Source organism: Streptomyces sp. NPDC058877, from assembly GCF_042742855.1.
GTDB lineage: Bacteria > Actinomycetota > Actinomycetes > Streptomycetales > Streptomycetaceae > Streptomyces.
Genome location: NZ_JBHYMF010000067.1, coordinates 13,744 through 35,310 on the forward strand (window position 1 = coordinate 13,744; position 21,567 = coordinate 35,310).

The following is a 21,567-nucleotide window of genomic DNA, read 5'->3' on the forward strand; positions in this document are numbered from 1 at the left end:
AAAAGGCCATCGAGTCCGGGAGAAGGCTCCATGACGGAACTGCCCCGCATCATCAGCGTCGACGACCACGTGATCGAGCCGGCCCACCTCTTCGAGACCTGGCTCCCGAAGAAGTACCGCGACCGCGGGCCCCGGCCCCTCACGGCCGGCATCGGCGAGCTCGCCTACGTCGCCGGCAAGTACCGGATCACCATGGACCCCGAAGGTCCGCCCACCGACTGGTGGATCTACGAGGACCTGATGTTCCCGTACAAGCGCAACATCGCCGCCGTCGGCTTCGACCGCGACGACATGACCCTGGAGGGCATCACCCGCGAAGAGATGCGCCGCGGCTGCTGGGACCCGGCGGCCCGCCTCCAGGACATGGACCTCAACCACGTCGAGGCGTCCCTCTGCTTCCCGACCTTCCCCCGTTTCTGCGGCCAGACCTTCGCCGAGGCCCACGACAAGGAGGTCGCCCTCGCCTGCGTCCGCGCCTACAACGACTGGATGGTCGAGGAATGGTGCGGCGACAGCGGCGGCCGACTCATCCCGCTCTGCATCATCCCGCTCTGGGACGTGGACCTCGCCGTCGCCGAGGTCCGGCGCAACGCCGCCCGCGGGGTCAAGGCCGTCACCTTCTCCGAGATCCCCACCCACCTCGGCCTGCCGTCGATCCACTCCGGCCACTGGGACCCGTTCTTCGCCGTCTGCCAGGAGACCGGCACGGTGGTCAACATGCACATCGGGTCGAGCTCCCAGATGCCCGCCGCCTCACCGGACGCCCCGCCCGCCGTCCAGGCCTCGCTGAGCTTCAACAACGCCATGGCCTCGATGATGGACTTCCTCTTCTCCGGGGTGCTGGTGAAGTTCCCGCGGCTCAAGCTCGCCTACAGCGAGGGCCAGATGGGCTGGATCCCGTACGCCCTCGAACGCGCCGACGACGTGTGGGAGGAACACCGCGCCTGGGGCGGGGTGCGCGACCTCGTTCCCGAGCCCCCCTCCACGTACTACTACCGGCAGATCTTCTGCTGCTTCTTCCGCGACAAGCACGGCATCGCGTCCCTCGACGTCGTCGGCCGCGACAACGCCACCTTCGAGACCGACTACCCCCACGTGGACTCGACCTTCCCGCACACCAAACAGGTCGCCCTCGACCACGTCCGGGGCCTCGACGACGAGACCGTCTACAAGCTCATGCGGGGCAACGCCATCCGCATGCTCGACCTCGACCTCGACCGGGGAACCGCCTGATGGACCTCTCCCTGACCGACGAGGAGGAGGAGTTCCGCTCCCGACTGCGCGCATGGCTCGCCGCCACCCTGCCCGACCTCCCCGAACGGCCCGATCCGCTCGACTGGCCGGCCCGCCGGGCCTACGACTGCGGATGGCAACGCCGCCTGCACGACGCCGGATACGCCGACACCCACTGGGACGCCTCCCCGACCCAACGACTTGTCTTCCTGGAGGAGACCGAACTCGCCGGAGCGCCCTACGTCGGGGCCAACTTCGTCGGCCTCCTCCACGCCGGCCCGACGATCGCCGCCGAGGGCACCCCCGCCCAGCGCGCGCGGTGGCTGCCGCCGATCCTGCGCGGCGACGAGGTCTGGTGCCAGGGGTTCAGCGAGCCCGACGCCGGCTCGGACCTCGCCTCCCTCCGCACCAGGGCCGTCCGGGACGGGGACGCGTACGTCGTCAGCGGACAGAAGATCTGGACCTCGCACGCCGAGGTCGCGGACTGGTGCGAACTGCTCGTGCGGACGGACCCCGACGCGCCCAAGCACCGCGGCATCACCTGGCTCGCCCTCCCCATGGACGCACCCGGCGTCACCGTACGGCCGCTGCGGACCCTCGCCGGCTCGACCGAGTTCGCCGAACTCTTCCTCGACGAGGTCCGGGTGCCGGTCGAGAACCGTGTCGGCGAGGAGAACGACGGCTGGCGGGTCACCCTGGTGACCCTCTCCTTCGAGCGCGGCACCGCCTTCGTCGGAGAGGTCGTCGCCTGTCGTCGCCTCCTCGGTGAACTCGCCCGCACCGCCCGCGGGAACGGCACCTGGGACGACCCCGTGCTGCGCCGCAGGCTCGGTCGCCTCTCCGCCGAGTTCCGGGCCCTGTGGAGACTCGTCCAGGCCAACGTCAGCGAGGCCCAGGCGACCGGTGGGGTCCCCGGTGCGGGCGGCTCCGTCTTCAAACTGCACTACTCGCACGCCCGTCAGGAGCTGTACGACACGGCAGCCGCCGTCCTCGGGCCCGACGCGCTCGACCTCGGCCACGACTGGACCCTCGACCGGCTCTCCTCGCTCTCGTACACGATCGCCGCGGGCACCTCCCAGATCCAGCGCAACATCGTCGCCGAGCGCATCCTCGGCCTGCCGAAGGGGTGGTGAACCACCGTGGACTTCCGACTCACCGAGGACCAGAGGGCGTTGCGCCGCGGTGTGCGGGAACTCCTCGCCCGGCTCTTCGACCGGGAGGCGCTGCGAGCCGCCGTGGACTCCCCGGACCTCGACCGGAAACGGTGGCGCGAGCTCGGCGCGGCCGGCTTCTTCGCGCTCCGGCTCCCGGAGTCGGAGGGGGGCGTGGGGCTCGGCCTGCCGGAGGCGGTGCTCGTCTTCGAGGAGGTCGGGAGGGTGCTGCTGCCCGGGCCGCTGGTGGCCACGCACGCGGCGGCCGGTTCCGTGCCGGGGGCGGCGGAGGGCGCCGTCGTGGTCACCAGGGCGTCGGAGGGGCTGGTGCCCTGGCTGGACGCGGCCGATGTGGTGCGGGGTGACGTCACGGGGGCCGCACCGGTGCGCTCGGTGGATCCGCTGACCCCCCTGCACCGGGTGCCCGGCGCAGGGGGCGGTGGGGGCGCGGGAAGTCCGGGAGCGGTGGAAGTGCTGCTCACCGCTGCGGAACAGGTCGGGAGCGCCGGGGCCACCACCGGGGCCGCCGTCTCCCATGCGCGGCAGCGAGAGCAGTTCGGGCAGGCCATCGGGGGCTTCCAAGCGGTGAAGCACCTGTGCGCCGGGATGCTCGTGCGGACCGAACTGGCGCGCGCCGCCGTCTACGCGGCGGCCGTCACCGGCGATCCGGTCGAGATCGCCGGTGCGAAGCTCCTCGCCGACCGGGCGGCGGTCGAGAACGCCCGGGACTGCCTCCAGGTGCACGGCGGCATGGGTTTCACCTGGGAGGCCGACGTCCATCTGCACCTGAAGCGGGCCTGGGTGCGGGCCGAACTGTGGATGCCCGCCGCGCGGGCCGAGGAGGAGGTGGCCGCCGGACTGTAGCGCTGTGCTCACCAGTGCTCACGGAGCGTCGATATCGGGTTGTGTCCTTCGACGCGGCCGTCACGGCCCGGAGTCGGCCTCCGGCTCCGGTACTCTCCGTGAGGTGCGAGTGCGTGTCGGCCCGGAGCGTCCCGGTGTCGCCCCTGGGGCGGCGCCGCGGCCGGGAATGCCCGCCGCTCGCACCCGACGTTCGACCACCCGCCGCGTGCGTCGCACAGTATGGACCATGCGTACTCCTTCGCGCTGGAATATGCCCGAAGCGCTTGTTGCGGTGACTGTACGTCAACCATGCTGTCCCACAAGGGAATCACGTTCCGTGAAGGTGTGTCCGCCGGTTCGGATGGTGTGAGCGGTGCAGGTACTTCAGGTTCAGTTGGAGGTCGGGCCGGACCCGGCAGAGGTGGGACGAGCCCGGAGGTGGGCCCGGTCGCGGCTTGCCGGATCGGGCATAGGGGACGACGAGTCGCTCATCGAGACGTTGGTGCTGCTCATCTCCGAGCTCGTGACCAACGCCGTGGTGCACACGGGCTGCCCGGCCGTGCTGCGGATGTTGTTCGCCGCGGAGGGCGGGGTGCGGGTCGAGGTCGCCGACGCGAGCGACCGTCCGCCGCAACCGCGCCACGCGGCGGGCAGCGACACCAACGGGCGGGGCCTGGAGTTGGTGGACGGGCTCGCGGACCGCTGGGGTTGGCAGGTGGAGGGCGTCGGCAAGAGCATCTGGTGTGAGGTGGACCGGGTGGTGCCCGAGTCCCCCGTGCGCTCCTTGTCGCCCGGACGGGTGCACTGTTGACGGTTCGTTCCGTTTTGCCCACCCTGGGGTGAGCGATTCGTGGCGAGCGAGGGGAGCCGAGGGCCGTGGGTCCTCGGCGTGTGCGGGTCGCTGTCGGGTGGCGGCGGGCCGTGCCGTGCTCGGGGTGCGTGCGAGCGCGCCGCCGCCCGCGGGTCCTAGAGGACGGCGACCGGGGCCACCGGTGTGCCCGTTCCGCCGACGAAGGGCTCGGGCATCGCGGAGAGCAGGAAGGCGTAGCGCCCTTCCTGTGCACAGGCCCTGGACAGGGACTCCAGGTTCCAGTTCTGCCCCTGGAGCATGCCCATCTCGACCAGGTCGAGGGCGTGCACGGGCAGCCAGAGGTCGTCGATCTCCGGCGGGAAGATTTCGAAGGTGAGCGTGTCGTTGGCGACGGCCGCCACGTCCCGGGCGTGGAACCAGGCGGGCGTCCGCACGGACAGGCCGGGTGACGGAAAGGCGTATCCGTGGCGGTCCCCGGCCAGGTACAGCTGGATCTGGCCGGTCCGCACCAGGACGACGTCACCGGACCGTACCGTCACCCGGCCGAACTCGGCAGCCTCGTCGAGGTCTTCGGGGGTGACCGCATGGTCGCCGGGCAGTCGGTCGACGCCCTTGGCGGCGGCCACGTCGAGCAGCACCCCGCGCGAGACCAGGTGGCGGGCCGTGTGGATGCCGCTGAACTCGGACCGGCCGTGCGGGGTGATGGTGGTGGCGGGGCGACCGTTGTAGATGCGGCCCGAATGGGAGGCGTGGGTCAGCGCGTCCCAGTGGGTGCCGGCCTGGAGGCCGAGGGTCACGACGTCGTCGCTGGTGGCGACCGTGCCGGGGCCGAAGAGTTCCTGGTTGACCTGGACCATGACGTGGAGCGGGTTGACCCGGCCGGGGATCACGCCGGTCTGCACCCCGTCCTGCTTCAGGTCGACGGCGAGCGGGATGCGGCGCCCGCTGCGGACGGTGGCGACGGCCTCCCGCACGACCTCGTCGGTGATCAGGTTGAGGGTGCCGATCTCGTCGTCCTGACCCCAGCGACCCCAGTTGTTGAGGTGCTCGGCGATCTCGTGGAAGGCGGCGGGGAGGGACATCGGGGCCTCCGGGGTCTTGTTTTCCGGTATCTGACGGACCGTAGAATCCTGACGACGAACGAATCTAACGGTCCGTCAGAAAATGCGGGAAGGGGTCGGCGTGGGGAACTTCTTGGCTGGGAAGGTCATCGCCGTGACGGGGGCGGGGCGCGGCATCGGCCGTGCGGTCGCCCTCGCGTGCGCGGCGGAGGGGGCGAAGGTCGTCGTCAACGACTACGGGGTGTCGATCGAGGGGGGCGAGCCGACCTCCGAAGTCGCGGCATCGGTGGTCAAGGAGATCGAGGCGGCCGGTGGCACGGCCCTCGCCGTCGCCGACGACATCTCCACCATGGCGGGCGGGGCACGGGTGGTCGAGGCCGCCCTCACCGGGTACGGACGGATCGACGGGGTCGTCTGCGTCGCCGGCATCCTGCGCGAACGGATGCTCTTCAACATGTCCGAGGAGGAGTGGGACCCGGTCGTCGCCACCCACCTGAAGGGCACCTTCACCGTCTTCCGCGCGGCCTCCGCCGTCATGCGCAAGCAGGGCACCGGGACGCTGATCGGCTTCACCAGCGGCAACCACCAGGGGTCCGTGGCCCAGGCCAACTACTCCGCCGCCAAGGGAGGGATCATCTCGCTGGTGCGGAGCGCGGCCCTGGGGCTCCACAAGTACGGCGTCACCGCCAACGCGGTCGCGCCGGTCGCACGGACCCGGATGTCCGCCAACGTCCCCATGGAGCTGAAGGAGATCGGCGAACCGGAGGACGTGGCCGCACTCGTGGTCTACCTGCTGAGCGACCGCGCCCGGGAACAGGGGATCACCGGTCAGGTCTACACGATCGCCGGACCCAAGATCGCGGTCTGGGCCCAGCCGAGGGAACTGCGGGCCGGGTACGCCGAGGGCGGCGCCTGGTCCCCCGAACGCATCGCGGACTTCCTGCCGGGAACGGTCGGCACGGACCCCATGCCGATGCTGGCGCGGCTGGAGGAGATGGCACGGGCCGCCGCAGCGGGCGAGCGACCCAACGACGGCGGGAGGAACGGGTCATGAGGGGGATCGTCTTCGACGGCGAGCAGGTCCGGGTCGTCGACGACCTGGAGGTGCGGGACCCGGGGCCGGGCGAGGTGCTCGTCCGGATCGCCGCCGCCGGACTCTGCCACAGCGACCTGTCCGTCCTCGACGGCACCATCCCCTTCCCCCCGCCCGTCGTCCTCGGGCACGAGGGGGCCGGCGTCGTCGAGGCCGTCGGCCCCGGTGTGGTCCACGTCGGCCCCGGCGACCACGTCGCCCTGTCCACCCTCGCGAACTGCGGGGCCTGCGCCGACTGCGACCGGGGTCGACCGACCATGTGCCGGAAGACGATCGGCATGCCCGGGCAGCCGTTCTCCCGCGGCGGCCAGCCGCTCTTCCAGTTCGCCTCGAACTCCTCCTTCGCGGAGCGGACCGTCGTCAAGGCCGTCCAGGCCGTCAAGGTCCCCGAGGACGTCCCGCTGACCTCCGCCGCCCTTCTGGGGTGCGGCGTCCTCACCGGAGTGGGGGCCGTGCTGAACCGCGCCCGGGTCGGCCGCGGCGAGACCGTCGTCGTCCTCGGCACCGGCGGCATCGGCCTCAACGTCCTCCAGGGCGCCCGGCTCGCGGGCGCGCTGACGATCGTGGCCGTCGACACGAATCCGGCGAAGGAGGCGGTCGCCCGGCGGTTCGGCGCCACGCACTTCCTCGCCTCCACCGACGACGTGCGGAGCGTCCTTCCCACCGGCGCCGACCACGTCTTCGAGTGCGTCGGTCACACCGGGCTCGTCCGGGCCGCGATCGACCTGCTCGACCGGCGCGGCCAGGCCGTCCTGCTCGGAGTGACCGCACCGAAGGCCGAGGCCGGTTTCCTGCCGGCCGCGATGTTCCTGGACAAGTCGATCCTGGGCTGCCGGTACGGTTCCTCCCGCCCGCAGAAGGACATCGCCCTCTACGCGGAGTTGTACCGCTCCGGAAGCCTGCTCCTCGACGAACTGGTCACCCGGACCTACCCCGTGGAGGACTTCGCGCGGGCCGTCGAGGACGCCGGGCGGGGCGAGGTGGCCCGGGGGGTGCTCACGTTCTGAGCGGGTGCGGGCGGGGGACCGCCCGAGGGCCCGGTCGGCGGCCACGGTCCGGGTCCTCCTCGGCCGGGGCGACGGCGGCAGGGCCGCCGCCACCGGGCCCGGGAAACGCGGTGGGCCCCGGAGCCGTACGCCGCTACGGTCCTCGGCGTGAGCTACCGCGCGCTCGTCACCCGCCCCGTCCTCGCCTGGTCGGTGGTCGCCGTCGCCAGCCGGCTGCCCGTCGCCATGGCACCGCTCGCGCTCGTCTTCCTCGTGCGGGAGCGGCCCGGCGGCTACCCGCTCGGGGCCGTCCTCGCCGCCGCGTACGTCATCGGGGGAATCATCGGTGCGCCCGTCCTCGGCATCCGGCTGGACGCCCGGCGGGCCCGGCCGCAGCTCGTCGCGGGGCTCGCGGTCGGTGCCGCCGGGTTCGTCGGGCTCGGGTTCGTGCCCGGCGCCCACCCCGTCGTCCTCGCCGCCCTCGCGATGGCGGCGGGCACCGGACCCGCCGCCCTGCCCGGCGGCCTGCGGGCCCTGCTCACCGGCTTGGTCCCGGAGCGGGCCGTCACCCGGGCGATGAGCATGGAGTCGGTGCTGACCTTCGCCGTCTGGGCGGTTGCGCCCGCGCTCACCACCGGCCTGGCGCTCGGTGCGGGCCCCGCCGCACCGCTGCTGCTCCAGGGCGCCCTGCTGGGAGGGGCCGCCGCCGGGCTGCGGATGCTGCCCGCCGGGTGGCAGCAGGACGCGGAGGAGGACGGGGCCTCTCCCCGCGGCGCGCTGCTGCGGGCCTGGCCGGTGTACGTCCTGGGCGCCGCCGGCCTCACGCTGCTGGCCCTCGCCGAACTGGTCCTGCCCGCCCTCCTCGAACAGCGCGGGATCGACGTCGGTCGGGCCGGGCCGCTGCTCGCCGGCTTCTCCGCCGGCGCGGCGGTCGGTGCGTTCGGGTACGGCCTCCGGGAGCGCTGGCCCGGTCCGCTGGTCGCCCAGTCCCTGGCCCTGGTCCTCGGGGTGGCTTCGGGCGTCGCCCTGGTCGCCGTACTGTCGGGGACGGTGGCGATCGCGGTCGCCCTGGTGGCCGCGGGGCTCCTCCAGGCGCCGGCGAGCCTCACCCGGAACCTCGCGCTGCGGCAGGTCCTGCCGCCGGGGGCGCTCGCCGCCGGGTACGCGCTCATGTACGCGGCCGTGGGGGCCGGGTACGCGCTCAGCGGCGTCCTCGCCGGTGGACTCCTCGCCGTGGTGGCCCCTTCGACGGCGATCCTCTGCGGGGTGGGCCTGACGGTCCTGCTCACGCTGGTCGGAGCGGTCGGGGAGCGGCGACTGGCGCGCCGCTCCGGGGCCGGGGCGCCGTCGGGGGCCGCGGGCGCGGGGGCCGGGCACGCCCGGGAGGACGGCGGGGGCACGGGGGACGGCCGGGCGCCCCGGAGCGTGCGGCGCGCGCCGGACGGTCAGACGGAGCTTCCCGTGCGGAAGGTCCGCCGGTAGGCCGTCGGCGTCACGCCGATCGCGCTCATCAGGTGCACCCGCAGCGACTGGGGCGTGCCGAAGCCGGCGTCCCGGGCGATCCGGTCGACGGGCAGCGCGGTGGACTCCAGGAGGTGCCGGGCGCGTTCGACGCGCTGCTGGGTCAGCCACTGGCCGGGGCTGAGGCCGACCTCGTCGCGGAAGCGCCGGGTGAACGTGCGCACGCTCATCGCCTCCTTCTCCGCCAGGTCCCGCAGCTGGATCGGCTCGTGGAGGTGGGCGAGCGCCCAGGCCCGTGCGGCGGTGGTGGTGTGGGTGCCGCTCTCCGGCAGGGGGCGCTCGACGTACTGGGCCTGACCGCCGTCCCGGTGCGGTGGCGTGACGGTCCTGCGGGCGACCTGGTTGGCCACGGCCGTGCCGTGGTCCCGGCGCACGATGTGCAGGCACAGGTCGATCCCGGCGGCCACGCCCGCCGAGGTGAGGACGTCGCCGTCGTCGACGAACAGGACGTCCGCGTCGACCCGCACGCGGGGGAAGAGCTGCTGGAAGTGCTCGGCGGAGGCCCAGTGCGTGGTCGCCGGGCGCCCGTCGAGGAAACCGGCGGCGGCGAGCACGTAGCCGCCGGTGCAGATGGAGACGAGCCGGGTGCCGGGCCGGATGTGCGCGAGCGCGGCGGCCAACTCCTCGGGGAGCCTGCCCTCCTCGTGGACGGGGCCGAACTCGTACGAGGCGGGCACGACGACCGTGTCGGCGGTGGCGAGGGCCTCCGGCCCGTGTTCGACGTGGATCGAGAAGTCGGCGTCCGTCCGCACCGGCCCGACGGCCGGGGCGCAGGTCACGATCTCGTACAGCGGGTGGCCCCCGGGGCCCAGGGCGCGGCCGAAGATGCGGTGCGGAATGCCCAGCTCGAAGGGGAGGAGACCGGGCAGGGCGAGAACGGCGACGCGGTGCGGTTGCTGCACGGCGACCCCCTCCGTAAATCACTGGTGGTCCGGACCACGAGGCCGGTACGTGTACGTGTCCGTGACGGACGACACCTACAAGTCTGAGGCCGCCGCGCGGATTCCCGCACCGGTCGTGCCGCCCGCACTCCGGAACCGCAACGTCCGACCGTTCTCCGTCTCCCGGGGGTCGCCGTGCGTGCGGCCGATCAGGACGCTGCCGAGGGGCTGACCCGGTGGGGATGGCCCGATCCTAGAGAAAGCTGTCATTCAGGCCAATGGTCGGGAGGGGGCCCGGCCGGGATGCTCAGTGGCATGGCCCAGACAACCGAGACCCGCGCTCCCGCACCCGCAGGACCGGTCCGCACCCCCCGCATCCACCGCGCCTGGTTCGTCGCGGCGGTCACCTTCGTCACGATCATCGGCGCCGCGGCCTTCGCCTCCCTGCCGGGCCTGCTGATCGAGCCCCTGCACCAGGAGTTCCACTGGTCGCGGGGCGCGATCGGCTTCGCCGTCTCGGTGAACCTCGCCCTCTACGGCCTCACCGCCCCCTTCGCCGCCGCCCTCATGGACCGCTTCGGCATCCGTCGGGTCGTCGCGGTCGCCCTCACGACCATCTCCGTCGGATCCCTCCTGACCGTGTGGATGACGACGACCTGGCAGCTCGTCCTCTACTGGGGGGGCCTCGTCGGCCTCGGTAGCGGCTCCATGGCCCTCGCCTTCGCCGCGACCGTCACCAACCGCTGGTTCGTCGCCCGGCGCGGCCTGGTGACCGGCATCCTCACCGCCGCCGGCGCCTCCGGCCAACTGATCTTCCTGCCGCTGCTCTCCTGGCTGGTCGTGCACCACGGCTGGCGTCCCGCCGCCGTCACCGTGGCGCTCGTCGCCCTCGCCGTCGTCCCCTTCGTGTGGCTGCTGCTCCGCGACCACCCGGCGGACCTCCGGCTCGCCCCGTACGGCGGGGAGTACGTCGAGAAGCCCGCCCCCGTCACCGGCGCCGCGCGCCGTGCCGTCACCGTCCTGTTCAAGGCCGCCCGCACCGGCCCCTTCTGGCTCCTCGCCGGGTCCTTCGCGATCTGTGGCGCCTCCACCAACGGCCTCGTCAAGACGCACTTCGTGCCCGCCGCCCACGACCACGGCATGCCGGTCACCGCTGCTGCCGGTCTGCTCGCCGTCATCGGCGTCTTCGACGTCGTCGGCACGATCGCCTCGGGTTGGTTCACCGACCGCTTCTCCCCACGCCGGCTGCTCGCCGTCTACTACGCGCTCCGCGGGATCTCCCTGCTCTTCCTGCCGATGCTGCTGGCGCCCGCCGTGCACCCGCCGATGCTCTTCTTCATCGTCTTCTACGGCCTGGACTGGGTCGCCACCGTCCCGCCGACCATCGCCCTCTGCCGGGAGCACTACGGGGAGGACTCCGCGATCGTCTTCGGCTGGGTCCTCGCCTCCCACCAGGTCGGCGCGGCGGTCGTGGCCTTCGCGGGCGGCGTGGCACGGGACGTCTTCGGCAGCTATGACGTCGTCTGGTACGCCTCGGGTGCGCTGTGCGCGGCGGCGGCCCTGATGGCTCTGGTGATCAGTCGGCCCCGCCCGGAGCCGCAGCTCCTGACGGGAGCGTGACGCCGCCCCCGGGCGGGGCGCGGGCCCGCGTGCGTCGCACGGCCCGGACCGGCTAACCGGTGAACCGCCCGAACCGGCCCCGGTGGAAGAGCAGCGGCTCGCCACCGTCCTCCTCCGCGCCCAGGTCCGCGACCCGGCCCACCACGATCAGGTGGTCGCCGCCCGTGTGGACGGTGGTGATCGCGCAGTCGATCCAGGCGGGCGCGCCGTTCAGCCGCGGGGAGCCCGTCGCGGGGGTCGGGGTCCAGCCCACCCCCGCGAACTTGTCGGCGCCGCTCACCGCGAACGACCGGCACAGCCCGCCCTGATCGGCGCCCAGGACGTTCACGCAGAACGTCCCGGCCGCCGCGATCCGAGGCCAGGTGGTCGAGGTCCGGGCGACCATGAAGGCGACCAGGGGCGGGTCGAGGGAGAGCGAGGCGAAGGACTGGCAGGCGAAGCCGGTCGGTCCGTCCGCGTCGAGGGCCGTCACGACCGTGACCCCGCTCGCGAAGTGCCCCAGCACACGGCGGAACTCGCCGGGCTCGACGGGGGCCCGCTCGTCCTCCCGCACCGCGCGCAGCGCCGGTCGGGGCAGTGGTTCCACGGCCGTCGGCGAACCGGCCGCCCTCAGGTGTCGGACGGCGGTGGCCGCCATCCCCGCATGTCCCATCACACCGTCCATTGAAACTGACGGATCGTCAGATGGGAACCCCCGCGGACACCCGGAACCCCGGGGAGCCGGGCGGACGGAGTCGCTTTCGCAGTGCGCCCTAACGGCCCTCGTACCGCGCCGCCCGCCGCTCCACGAAGCTCGCCACGCCCTCCTGCGCGTCCCGCGTCGTCATGTTGAGCTCCTGGGCGACCGCTTCCGCCGCGAAGGCGGTCGAGCGATCCGCGTCCAAGGAGGCGTTCACCAGCTGCTTCGTGAGGGCCAGGGCCCGGGTGGGGCCCCGGGCCAGGCGCTCCGCCCATTCCCGGGCCGTCTCCTCCAGGGCCTCGGCGGGCACCACCCGGTTCACCAGGCCCATGGCCCGCGCCTCCGCCGCCGGCACCGCGTCGCCGAAGAACATCAGCTCCTTCGCCCGCTGCGGCCCGATCAACCGGGGCAGCAGATAGGCGCCGCCTCCGTCCGGGACGAGTCCCCGTCGCGCGAACACCTCGATGAAGCGGGCCGAGTCCGCCGCGAGCACCAGGTCGCACGCGAAGGCGAGGTGCGCGCCGATCCCGGCCGCGGTGCCGTTGACCGCGGCGATCACCGGCTTCTCGCAGTCCAGTACGGAACCGATGAACCGCTGTGCGCCGAGGCGGATCATCCGGGCCACGTCCCCGGCCACCCGTTCGCCGGTGGCCGGTGCCCCCCGCAGGTCGGCGCCGGCGCAGAAGCCCCGCCCGGTGGCGGTGAGCACCACCGTCCGGACCTCCGGCTCCGCGGAGGCTTCCGCCAGCAGGGCGATGATCCGTTCCCGCTGGTCCCAGGTGACCGCGTTCATCGCCTCGGGGCGGTTGAGCGTGATCCAGGAGACGCCGTTCTCGACGGTGTGCAGGATCTCGTCCACGGTGGGCTCCTATCGGCAGACCGCCAGCGCGTCCAGGGCCACCGCCCCTTGCCCGCGCGGCAGCACCATCAGCGGGTTGATGTCCAGTTCGGTCAGGTCGCCGTCGAGTTCGAGGGCCATCCGCTGCACCCTCAGCACGACTTCGACGAGCGCGTCGACATCGGCCGGCGGGGCGCCCCGGACCCCGTCCAGCAGGGCCCGGCCGCGCAGCTCGGCGAGCATCGAGCGGGCCTCCGGCTCGCCGAAGGGCGGGACGCGGACGGCGGTGTCGTTCAGGACCTCGACGAGGACGCCGCCGAGCCCGACCGTGACCGTCGGGCCGAACGTCTCGTCACGGGTCATCCCCACCACCATCTCGACCCCCCGACCGACCATCTGGCAGACGAGGACGCCGTCGAGGTCGATCGACTCGTGCCGGGCGATGTCCGTCAGTTCGCGGTACGCGTCCCGCACCTGGCTGGCCGAGGTCAGCCCCACCTTCACCAGCCCCAGCTCCGTCTTGTGGGCGAGCCGCGTGCCGGAGGCCTTCATCACGACCGGGTAGCCGACGAGTCCGGCGGCCCGGACGGCCGCCGCCGCACTGGTGACGAGCTGCTCGCGCGGCACCCGTATCCCGTACGCCCGGAGCAGTTGCTTCGCCGCGTGTTCGCTGAGCCGCAGACCGGGCCGGAGGAGGGCCCGTGCCTTGCGGAGCGAGGGGGAAGGGGTGCGGGGGGCCTCGTCGAAGGGGGAGCGGTAGGCGGCCGTGAAGCGGTGGTGGTCCAGGTAGGACTTCACGGCCCCGATGCAGTTGGCGAAGGTGCGGAAGGTGGCGACGCGGGAGGAACCGAGGAGGGTCGTGCGGTAGGCGTCTTCGGTGCCCACGGGCGAACCCCAGACCACGCACACCAGCTTGTCGGTCGCCTCGGCCGCGTCGACCAGGTCCTGCGCCAGTCTGTCGCTCATGGGCGGGAAGGGGCCGGTGATGGGGCAGATCAGCACCCCGACCGACGGGTCGGCGAGGATCGCATCGATGATCTTCCGACCGCGCCAGTCGCCCACCGGGTGTCCGCCGTTGTCGACGGGGTTGGCGACGTTGAGGTACTCCGGGATCCACTGGTGCAGCTCGTCCTGCTTGACCCGGGACAGGGTCGGCAGGTCCAGGCCGGCCCCGGTGGCGAGGTCGGCGAAGTGGGCTCCGGTGCCGCCGGAGATCGAGTAGACGACCACGCCCTCGGCGACGGGGCGCCGGGCCCGGGCGAGGAGGGTGGCGGTGTCCTGGAGCTGGTCGAGCCCGTCGACCCGGATCACCCCGAACTGGCGCATGGCCGCGTCGACGACCCGGTCGGCGCCGGTGAGCTTGCCGGTGTGGGAGGCGGCCGTCCGGGCGCCGGTCTCGGTGCGGCCGACCTTCACGGCGACCACCGGCACGCCCCGGCGCGCGGCCCGGTCGGCGGCGAGCAGGAAGGAACGACCGTCCTTGAGCCCTTCGAGGTAGCAGGCGATGGCCCCGACCTCGGGGCGCCCGGCGAAGTACGAGAGGAAGTCGGCCGTCTCCAGGTCGGCTTCGTTTCCGGTGGGCGCCCAGTGGGAGAGGCGGACGCCGAGTTCCTGGAGGGTGAAGACGGGCCGCCCCTGGTGGCCGGACTGGGTGATGAGGGCGACGGCCGGTCCTTGGAGGTCGTCGCGGAAGCGTTCGAAGGCGTTGAGGTTGGTGTTGGGTCCGAGGAGGCGGAGCCCCGAGCGGCGCACGGCGGCGGCGAGGCGCTCCTGTGCGACGGCGCCGGCTTCGCCGGTCTCCGCGAAGCCGGAGGCGAAGGCGACCGCGAACTTGACCTTGGCGTCGGCGAGTTCCTCGATCACCGGGAGCGGGTCGGCGACGAGGAGGACGGCGAGGTCGACCGGGTCGGTGAGCGCACGGACGGAGGGCGCGCAGTCGATCCCGAACACGCTGGTGCGGGTCGGGTGCACGGGGACGATCCGGGCCCCGACCCGCTCGGCCCAGCCGAACAGCTGCCGGGTGATCCCGGTGTTGGGCCGCCCCTCGGTGTCGGAGGCGCCGACGACCGCGACGGACCCGGGCCGGAAGAACCGGTCGAGGTCGGGGACGGGGGCGTGCAGCGGGCGTCCGCTGACGTCCAGGTCGCCGGCGACGGCGGTGACGCCGTGCACGGCGGCCCTGGGCGGTTCGCCGCAGGCGACCACGCGGGCGCGGAGGTCGGTGGTGAAGGTGCCGTGGGTCGATCCGAGCATCGTTCCGTTCCACCCTTCCGTCCCTGACAAGAGAACTGACGCTCTGTCAGATTACAGAACTGACGGCAAGTCAGGAATGGGTCGCGCATGGACGGACCCCGGCGCCGCCCTCGGTGCCGGCCCGCCCGGCTCCCTCCGAGGGGCCGCCCGTGCGACGATCGGGGACGCTCCCCGCGCGGTGTCCGTCCGGCGCCCTTCCCTGCCGGCCGCCCGGCGCACGCAAGGCTCCTCCCCGTCGCCGGGTGCGGGGGTGTGGGGTCCCGGGCGTCCCGCCTCGGCACGGGGACCGTGCGCTAGGCGCTCGACTTGGCGATCCGCCGTGCGATCTTCTCCGCGTCCCGCGCCAACTCCCGGAGCATCCCGCTGATCGGGTTCGTGAAGCCCGTGAAGTAGAGGCCGGGCGCCTCCCGCGGGCTCCGGGCCCCGCCCGTCACCGGGCGTCCGTCCGCATCGAGCACGCCCAGGTGTCCGAGCAGCGGTTCCAGCGCGCGCCGGTACCCGGTCGCCGCGACCACGGCGTCCGGGGTGATCCGGCTGCCGTCCGCGAGGACCACCTCCTCGCCCTCGAAGGCCTTCACGGCGGCGACGACCTCGACCTTCCCGGTGCGCACGGCCTCGACCAGTCCGACGTCCTGCACCGGGACCGCCCCCTCCCGCTGCCGGGTCGCGACGCCCCGGTCCGGCCGGGGCAGCCCGTGGGCCGTGAGGTCGGGGCTGGCGAAGCGGGCGAGCAGGGCGCCCATCCGGTCCACCAGGGCCACCGGCAGTCGACGCACCAGGATGCCGGAGCGTTGGGCGGGCCAGCCGAGGGTGCTGCGGCGCACGATGTGCGGTGCCGTCCGCACCGCCAGCCGGACCCGGGCCGCCCCGCCCCCGGCGAGGTCGGCGGCTATCTCGGCACCGGTGTTGCCGGCGCCCACGACGAGGACGTCCTTTCCCGCGTACGGCTCGGGATTGCGGTACGCGCGGGCGTGGATCAGGCGCCCGTCCTCTTCCCCGTACGCGTCGAGACCGGGCCAGTCGGGCAGCCGGGGGGTGTGGTTGTAGCCGGTGGCCACCACCACTGCGCGCCCGGTCAGCAGGCGTCCGCCGGTGGCGTGCAGGAGCCAGTCCGTGCCGGTCCGCTCGATCCGGTGGACCTCGACGCCCGTCACGATCTCCAGTTCGTGCTTCTCCGCGTACGCCTCCAGGTAGCGCACGACGTCGGCCCGGGAGACCCAGCGGCCGAAGGATCGGGGCATCGCGAGGCCGGGAAGGGCGGAGAGCCGCCGGGTGGTGTGGAGGTGCAGCCGGTCGTAGTGCGCGCGCCAGGAGGCGCCGACCGCGTCGGACTTCTCCAGGACGACGGCCCGGACGCCCCGCGCGCGCAGGGCGGCGGCGACGGCGAGCCCGCCGGGTCCGCCGCCGATGACGTACACGGGGTGGACGGCCTGGGGGGTTGGTGCTTGGGGGGTGGTGACCATGAATGCTGAGCGTAATGACGTGTACACGTAGTGGGTCTCGTTCACGGGGGGATTTTGGTTGCGAATCGGTCACGCGGGTCGGGTGTGCGGGAGTGCTCCCGCCCCTTGCGCTCCGCCGCCCCCTGCGCTGAACTGACGTATCGTCAGATCTAGTGGATGGGGGCCCGCATGCAGACCGTCTGGCTCACCGGCGCCGAATGGCTCGCCGTCCTCCGCATCGGCCTCGGCCTCTGGTGGCTGGAGAGCTGGCGCCACAAGGACAAGAAGGGCTGGTTCGAGCGCGGCACCGGCATCGCCTGGGCCGCCGACGTCGCCGGCAAGCACCGGTGGCCGCAGGTCAAGAAGGGCTTCGACACCGTCGTCGCCCCCCGACCCAAGCTCATGGCGCACGTCGTCGTCTACGCCGAACTCGCCCTCGGCCTCGGTCTGGTCGTCGGCTTCCTCACCCCCGTCGCCCTCGTCGGCGGCCTCCTCCTCAACCTCCTCTACCTCGTCCTGATGATCCACGACTGGGCCGAGCAGGGGCAGAACGCGATGATGGCGCTGATCTCCCTCGTCGCCCTCCTCGCGGTGTCCTGGCAGACCTGGTCCCTCGACCACGCGATCGGACTCTTCTGATGACGGCCATCCCCGACGTCGACGCCTTCACCCGTCCCTACTGGGACGCCGCAGCCGAAGGCCACCTCCTCCTGCGCCGCTGTGCCACCTGCACCCGCGCCCACCACTACCCGCGCGAGTTCTGCCCGCACTGCTGGAGCGAGGACGTCCACTGGGAGCGCGCGAGCGGCCGGGCCACCCTCTACACCTGGTCGGTCGTCCACCGGAACGACCTCCCGCCCTTCGGTGACCGGGTCCCGTACGTCGCGGCCGTCGTCGACCTCGCGGAGGGACCGCGCATGATGACGGAGGTCGTGGACGTGGCGGAGGAGGAGCTTCGGATCGGGATGGAGCTGTGGGTCGCCTTCCGGCGGGAGGGGGACGACGGAGCGGCGGCTCCGGCCGTCCCCGTCTTCGGGACCCGGTAGTCCACGCCTTCGGGGGCGCCGCCCCGCCCGCGCCGCGGGGGCGCGGTGGGGACGGCCCGGCCGGGTCAGGAGCGGCGCAGTCGCAGCTTCCTCCAGTGCCGGAAGAGCTCGTAGAGGGCCACGGAGGCCAGGATGACGGCCAGGCTTCCTTCGGTCGTCGCCTCGCGGACTTCCGGTGCCAGGCCGGTGAGGTACCAGACCAGGGTCCCGCAGAAGGTGACGCCCGCGGTGAGGGGGGTCAGGGCCGCACCCACCATCAGGCGCGTGATCCAGCCCAGGGGCCCGGTATCCGGGGCGGGCGGTTCGGGCTCCGGCCACAGGTCGATGTAGGGGAGCCGACCGACGCTCGGGTTTGTCCGTCCCCAGTTGCTGTTCGGTGCGCAGGCGAAGGAGGCCGTGCCGCCCGGTTCGACCAGGACGTCCAGGGTGCGACTGCCGGCCCAGTCGATCCTCAGGTCGAGGCGGTGGAGCCCCGCCGGCACCTCGAAGCGCATCGTCCGCCCCTGCCGGATGCCGTCGATCCGGATGCCGTCGATCCGCACGTCGTAGCGGCGCAGGAGGTCGCGCTCGCCTCCCGGGACCCGTGACAGCACGATGGTCCCGTGCCCGTCCGCCGCCGTGGGCAGACCGTCCCTCCCGCCGGCTTCGCCCTCCGAACAGGTCCCCTCCACGGGCAGGCCCGTCCGTCCGTCGCCCATCGCGTCCCCCTCCGCGTCGACATCCGCCCGCCAGAGGCTACTCGGCGGCCCTTTCCACCGCGCCGTCGCCCGGGGCGATCCGCCGGAACCCGCGGTGCCGGTGCGGGGGCCGGGCCGCCCTAGACGGGGGAGACGTTCCGCCACAGCAGGTTGGCGCCGCCGGAGTCGCAGGCGTACAGCATGACGAACGGCGGCCCGGCGACCATGCACTCGCCCCGGTTCACGTTCTGGATGGTCTGGCCGGCGGACGTCTTGCTGTGGATCCGCCACGACTGGAGGGTGGAGTTGTTGCAGACGGCGGCGGTGAAGCTGGGCGTTCCCTCCGGCTGGAGGCAGCGTCCGGTCTTCCTGTTCACCAGCCGGAAGGTCCCGTTGGCGCCGGGGGAGTAGGTCCAGACGTACGAGGCGGTGCCGATGGTGGGCGTGGAACCGCATACGGCGGTGCTGACGAGGACGCCGTACCCCTGGTCGTTCTCGGCCAGGCACTGGCCGTTGGAGACGCTCTCCAGGGAGTACGTTCCCGAGGGGGCGGAGCCGCTGGTGGACGGTGGGGGCGGCGGGGGTGCGACCGTCGTCGGATTCGGGGCGGGCCGGGTCGTCGACCCGCCGGAGGAGCCGGATGTGCCCGAGCCGCCGGAGGAACCCGAGCCGCCGGAGGAGCCGGACGTGCCCGAGCCGCCGGAAGAACCCGAGGTGCCCGAGCCGCCGGAGGAGCCGGAGGAGCCGGAGGAGCCGGACGTGCCCGAGCCGCCGCCCGACGAGGCTCCGCCACCGGAGCCGGAGACCGCCCCCGAACCGCCGGGCAGGGTGCCCGTGCCCCCTGCGCCGCCGCCACCGGCAGCGGGCGGAGGCGCGGCCGTGGTTCCGGGCGGTGGCGGCGTCGATGCGGTGGCCGAGGGCGTGTCGGAGCTCGCTGTCGAGGGGGTCGTTCCGGTCGACGGCGGTGCGGAGGCGGGCTGCGGGACCACGACGGACGGCGATGGCGAGGCCTTCGGCTCCGCGCCCAGACGCCCCACTTGGTACGGGCCGAGGGCGACGGTCAGGGTGGTGCCGGTCGCGACGAGGACGGGCACGGCGACCATGACGAACCGGTTGCGCCGCCACGACCGCTTGTCGGGGACGGCCTGTCCGGTGACGGCCAGGGGGTCGGGCGTGGAGGTCGCGGGTTCCTGCGGGGTTCGCGGGGTCAGAGCGGCCGTCGCCACGTCCTGGGGAGGGTCGAGCCGGTCCAGCTCCGCCAACTGCTCGGCGGTGGGCGCCTCGGCGGCGAAGTCGGCCCGTTCGGCGATCCGTTCGGCGACGGTCGCCGGCCACGCGGCGTCCACCGCGTGCTCCTCGGCGAGGGCGACCAGCCCCTCGGCCGTCGGCCGGTCCGCAGGATCCTTGGCGAGGCACTCCCGCACGACCTCCGCGAGGGCGGGCTCGGTCTCTGTGAGGCGCCCGAAGTCCGGTTCGCCGTGGACGACCCGGTAGAGCAGGTCGGGCCCGGACCCGTCACCGAAGGGAGGGCGTCCGTTCGCCGCGTACAACAGCAGACTGCCCAGTGCGAACACGTCGGCGGAACCGGTCAGTTCGGGCTCGGCCACGGCCTGTTCGGGAGCCATGTAGGCGGGCGTGCCGATGACCATGCCGGTCTTCGTCAGTCGACTCTGGTCGGCCGCGCGGGCCACGCCGAAGTCGATGAGGGAGAGACCGTCGCCGGTCAGCATCACATTGGACGGTTTGAGGTCGCGGTGCACCATGTCGGCGCCGTGCACCACCCGGAGTCCGGTTGCCGCACCGTGGAGCAGGCGCCACAGGGCGGCGCCGGACAGTGGACCGCCGTTGAGGCGGATGGCCTCGTTGAGGGTGATCCCGGGGATGAACTCGGTCGCGAACCAGGGCGGCTTCGCCGTGCGGTCGCTCGCGAGGAGCTTGGTGTTGGCCCCGGAGGGCAGTCGGGCCAGGTTGTCGAGCTCGTGCCCGAAGTGGTTGAGGAAGTCGGCGTCCTCGGCGAGCACCGGAAGCACCCGCTTCACCGCCGCGAGCCTTCCCGGAACCGCCCCGAGGTAGACCCGCCCCATGCCGCCCGAACCGAGCACGCCGAGGAGTCTGAACGCCCCGATCTGCCGGGGGTCCCCCGGTTCCAGCGGCATCGCCCCGCTACCGTTCAGGCCATCTGAACTAGAATAGTTTTTCAGTTCCCCCTGCATGGGTCACACAGTAGCCGAGCTCTTCTGCAAACTGAACGGGAGTCAAGTCTTCTTGATGGAAGGCAGGTTGGGGCGCAAAAGGGGCGTCCGATGGGCATGGCCGACGGCCCTGTCAGATGGTTGGCGTGCGGCAGTCCCCCCGGACGGGGGAGGCGGGTGACTGCCCGGGGAGGGGCGCGGGGATCCGCTGCGCCCTCCGGGGAAGGAGAAGTGCCGGCGACCACCCGTCATGAGACGGACCCCGCTCCGTGCAGGAGCTAGGCGGACGCGGTCGCCGGTCGGTTCCCCGAGCTTGTCAGCACCCCGGGTGACGGGGAGCCTAACGGACCGGGGCGTCGGGTGCACCGGTGGTCAGGCCCTCCCCGGGGCCCGGTCACCGACCGCGTCCCCCACCCGCACCGGGCGGTACGCCCGGCCCAGCGCGGCCCGGATGTGCGGGGCCGCCTCGGCGAGGGACGGGAAGTGACCGTGGGCGTCCGGGTGCGGGGCCGGGGTGTTCACGGTCCAGACCGTCATCCCGGCCGCCAGCCCCGCGCGGACCCCGGACGGTGCGTCCTCGACCACCAGACACTCGGCCGGGTCCGCGCCCAGCTTCTCGGCAGCCGTCAGGTACGGCACGGGGGACGGCTTCCCCTCCGCCACCGAGGCCGCGTCGACCACCAGCGCCGGCAGCGGGAGGCCGGTCCGCTCGAACCGCCCCCGCACCCGGTGCTCGTAGTTCGAGGTCACCAGGGCCCACCGGTCCGCCGGGAGCCCGGTGAGCAGCTCCGCCGCCCCGGCGAAGGCCGCGTACGAGCCCGTGCGGACGTCCTCGTCCTCCAGCGCGTGGAGGAGGGCGAGGCACTCGTCCGGGTCCGCGTCCGGCGCGACCGTCGCAAAGGTCTCCACGGGCCGCGTCCGCAGCGCGACGGCGTACACCTCCTCCCCGTCGAGACCGTGTCGCGCGGCCCACTCGTGCCAGACGCGCCGCTGGTTCTCGACGGCGTCCACCAGCGTGCCGTCGACGTCGAAGAGGACGAACTCCAAGGAGGTCACGCCCCGGAGACTACGCCCGGTAAGCGGCCGGGGAAGCGGAGGGGGTGCGGACCGGGCACCGCCGGGGTGCTCGGTCCGCGGACGCGGATGGTGGTGGTGCGGGACCGGTGCGCCGGCGAGACGTCCGGGCGACCGTCCCGACGAGGGCCGCGCCCCTGACGCGGTCCGTTGCCGGGTGTGCGGT

The 21,567-nt window shown here is 73.3% G+C and carries 19 protein-coding genes; 10 read left to right on the plus strand and 9 right to left on the minus strand.

Annotated features, from left to right (window positions below; genetic code table 11):
• The first annotated feature begins 30 nt into the window (after positions 1–30).
• From ACFW2Y_RS17695 to ACFW2Y_RS17710, 4 genes are all read left to right on the plus strand, one after another.
• The gene (locus ACFW2Y_RS17695) at positions 31–1,233 is read left to right on the plus strand and encodes an amidohydrolase family protein (RefSeq protein WP_384879559.1); all 1,203 of its coding nucleotides are present in this window, start codon (positions 31–33) and stop codon (positions 1,231–1,233) included.
• On the plus strand, positions 1,233–2,366 hold the full coding sequence (locus tag ACFW2Y_RS17700) for an acyl-CoA dehydrogenase (RefSeq protein ID WP_384879562.1): 1,134 nt from the start codon (positions 1,233–1,235) through the stop codon (positions 2,364–2,366). The genes ACFW2Y_RS17695 and ACFW2Y_RS17700 overlap by 1 nt, the downstream gene beginning before the upstream one ends.
• 6 nt (positions 2,367–2,372) lie before the next feature.
• The gene (locus tag ACFW2Y_RS17705) at positions 2,373–3,248 is read left to right on the plus strand and encodes an acyl-CoA dehydrogenase family protein (RefSeq protein WP_384879565.1); all 876 of its coding nucleotides are present in this window, start codon (positions 2,373–2,375) and stop codon (positions 3,246–3,248) included.
• A 352-nt stretch (positions 3,249–3,600) separates the two neighbouring features.
• Positions 3,601–4,038, plus strand: coding sequence for an ATP-binding protein (locus tag ACFW2Y_RS17710; protein WP_384879567.1), 438 nt, complete (start codon positions 3,601–3,603; stop codon positions 4,036–4,038).
• Between the two features lie 155 nt (positions 4,039–4,193).
• Here ACFW2Y_RS17710 and ACFW2Y_RS17715 read toward each other — a convergent pair whose 3' ends face one another.
• The gene (locus ACFW2Y_RS17715; RefSeq protein ID WP_384879570.1) at positions 4,194–5,120 is read right to left on the minus strand and encodes a cyclase family protein; all 927 of its coding nucleotides are present in this window, start codon (positions 5,118–5,120) and stop codon (positions 4,194–4,196) included.
• 100 nt (positions 5,121–5,220) lie between these two features.
• Here ACFW2Y_RS17715 and ACFW2Y_RS17720 point away from each other — a divergent pair, with 100 nt between their 5' ends.
• The 3 genes from ACFW2Y_RS17720 to ACFW2Y_RS17730 all read left to right on the plus strand — a co-directional run bounded on the left by ACFW2Y_RS17720 (position 5,221) and on the right by ACFW2Y_RS17730 (position 8,660).
• On the plus strand, positions 5,221–6,153 hold the full coding sequence (locus tag ACFW2Y_RS17720; protein WP_384879573.1) for an SDR family oxidoreductase: 933 nt from the start codon (positions 5,221–5,223) through the stop codon (positions 6,151–6,153).
• Positions 6,150–7,199, plus strand: coding sequence for a Zn-dependent alcohol dehydrogenase (locus ACFW2Y_RS17725; RefSeq protein WP_384879576.1), 1,050 nt, complete (start codon positions 6,150–6,152; stop codon positions 7,197–7,199). The genes ACFW2Y_RS17720 and ACFW2Y_RS17725 overlap by 4 nt, the downstream gene beginning before the upstream one ends.
• A 147-nt stretch (positions 7,200–7,346) precedes the next feature.
• Positions 7,347–8,660: an MFS transporter gene (locus ACFW2Y_RS17730; RefSeq protein ID WP_384879578.1), complete on the plus strand. Its 1,314-nt coding sequence runs from the start codon at positions 7,347–7,349 to the stop codon at positions 8,658–8,660.
• On the opposite strand, the gene ACFW2Y_RS17735 is transcribed toward ACFW2Y_RS17730, so the two are convergent.
• Positions 8,624–9,601 carry a GlxA family transcriptional regulator gene (locus tag ACFW2Y_RS17735; protein ID WP_384879581.1) on the minus strand — a complete coding sequence of 326 codons (978 nt, stop codon included), beginning with the start codon at positions 9,599–9,601 and terminating at the stop codon, positions 8,624–8,626. The genes ACFW2Y_RS17730 and ACFW2Y_RS17735 overlap by 37 nt on opposite strands.
• 294 nt (positions 9,602–9,895) lie before the next feature.
• Between ACFW2Y_RS17735 and ACFW2Y_RS17740 the strand changes: the two genes are divergently transcribed.
• Positions 9,896–11,200, plus strand: coding sequence for an MFS transporter (locus ACFW2Y_RS17740; protein WP_384879584.1), 1,305 nt, complete (start codon positions 9,896–9,898; stop codon positions 11,198–11,200).
• A 52-nt stretch (positions 11,201–11,252) separates the two neighbouring features.
• On the opposite strand, the gene ACFW2Y_RS17745 is transcribed toward ACFW2Y_RS17740, so the two are convergent.
• The 4 genes from ACFW2Y_RS17745 to ACFW2Y_RS17760 all read right to left on the minus strand — a co-directional run bounded on the left by ACFW2Y_RS17745 (position 11,253) and on the right by ACFW2Y_RS17760 (position 16,433).
• Complete coding sequence (locus ACFW2Y_RS17745) at positions 11,253–11,852, minus strand: flavin reductase family protein (RefSeq protein ID WP_384879587.1); 600 nt, start codon at positions 11,850–11,852, stop codon at positions 11,253–11,255.
• Positions 11,853–11,952: 100 nt separating this feature from the next.
• Positions 11,953–12,672 (minus strand): enoyl-CoA hydratase/isomerase family protein, encoded by a 720-nt coding sequence (locus ACFW2Y_RS17750; RefSeq protein WP_384879614.1) that lies wholly within the window; start codon positions 12,670–12,672, stop codon positions 11,953–11,955.
• 75 nt (positions 12,673–12,747) lie between these two features.
• Positions 12,748–14,970 carry an acetate--CoA ligase family protein gene (locus ACFW2Y_RS17755; RefSeq protein ID WP_384879590.1) on the minus strand — a complete coding sequence of 741 codons (2,223 nt, stop codon included), beginning with the start codon at positions 14,968–14,970 and terminating at the stop codon, positions 12,748–12,750.
• A 293-nt stretch (positions 14,971–15,263) separates the two neighbouring features.
• A complete protein-coding gene (locus tag ACFW2Y_RS17760; protein ID WP_384879592.1) occupies positions 15,264–16,433 on the minus strand; it encodes a flavin-containing monooxygenase in 1,170 nt (389 codons plus the stop codon).
• A 168-nt stretch (positions 16,434–16,601) separates the two neighbouring features.
• Here ACFW2Y_RS17760 and ACFW2Y_RS17765 point away from each other — a divergent pair, with 168 nt between their 5' ends.
• Positions 16,602–17,051 carry a DoxX family protein gene (locus ACFW2Y_RS17765; protein WP_384879595.1) on the plus strand — a complete coding sequence of 150 codons (450 nt, stop codon included), beginning with the start codon at positions 16,602–16,604 and terminating at the stop codon, positions 17,049–17,051.
• Entirely contained in the window at positions 17,051–17,458 is a 408-nt protein-coding gene (locus ACFW2Y_RS17770) for a Zn-ribbon domain-containing OB-fold protein (RefSeq protein ID WP_384879598.1), read from the plus strand. Before ACFW2Y_RS17765 ends, ACFW2Y_RS17770 begins: the two co-directional genes overlap by 1 nt.
• Positions 17,459–17,523: 65 nt before the next feature.
• On the opposite strand, the gene ACFW2Y_RS17775 is transcribed toward ACFW2Y_RS17770, so the two are convergent.
• The 3 genes from ACFW2Y_RS17775 to ACFW2Y_RS17785 all read right to left on the minus strand — a co-directional run bounded on the left by ACFW2Y_RS17775 (position 17,524) and on the right by ACFW2Y_RS17785 (position 21,383).
• Positions 17,524–18,156: a hypothetical protein gene (locus ACFW2Y_RS17775; protein ID WP_384879601.1), complete on the minus strand. Its 633-nt coding sequence runs from the start codon at positions 18,154–18,156 to the stop codon at positions 17,524–17,526.
• 119 nt (positions 18,157–18,275) lie between these two features.
• Positions 18,276–20,291, minus strand: coding sequence for a protein kinase (locus ACFW2Y_RS17780; protein WP_384879604.1), 2,016 nt, complete (start codon positions 20,289–20,291; stop codon positions 18,276–18,278).
• A gap of 408 nt (positions 20,292–20,699) precedes the next feature.
• Complete coding sequence (locus ACFW2Y_RS17785) at positions 20,700–21,383, minus strand: HAD family hydrolase (protein WP_384879606.1); 684 nt, start codon at positions 21,381–21,383, stop codon at positions 20,700–20,702.
• Positions 21,384–21,567 lie beyond the last annotated feature (184 nt).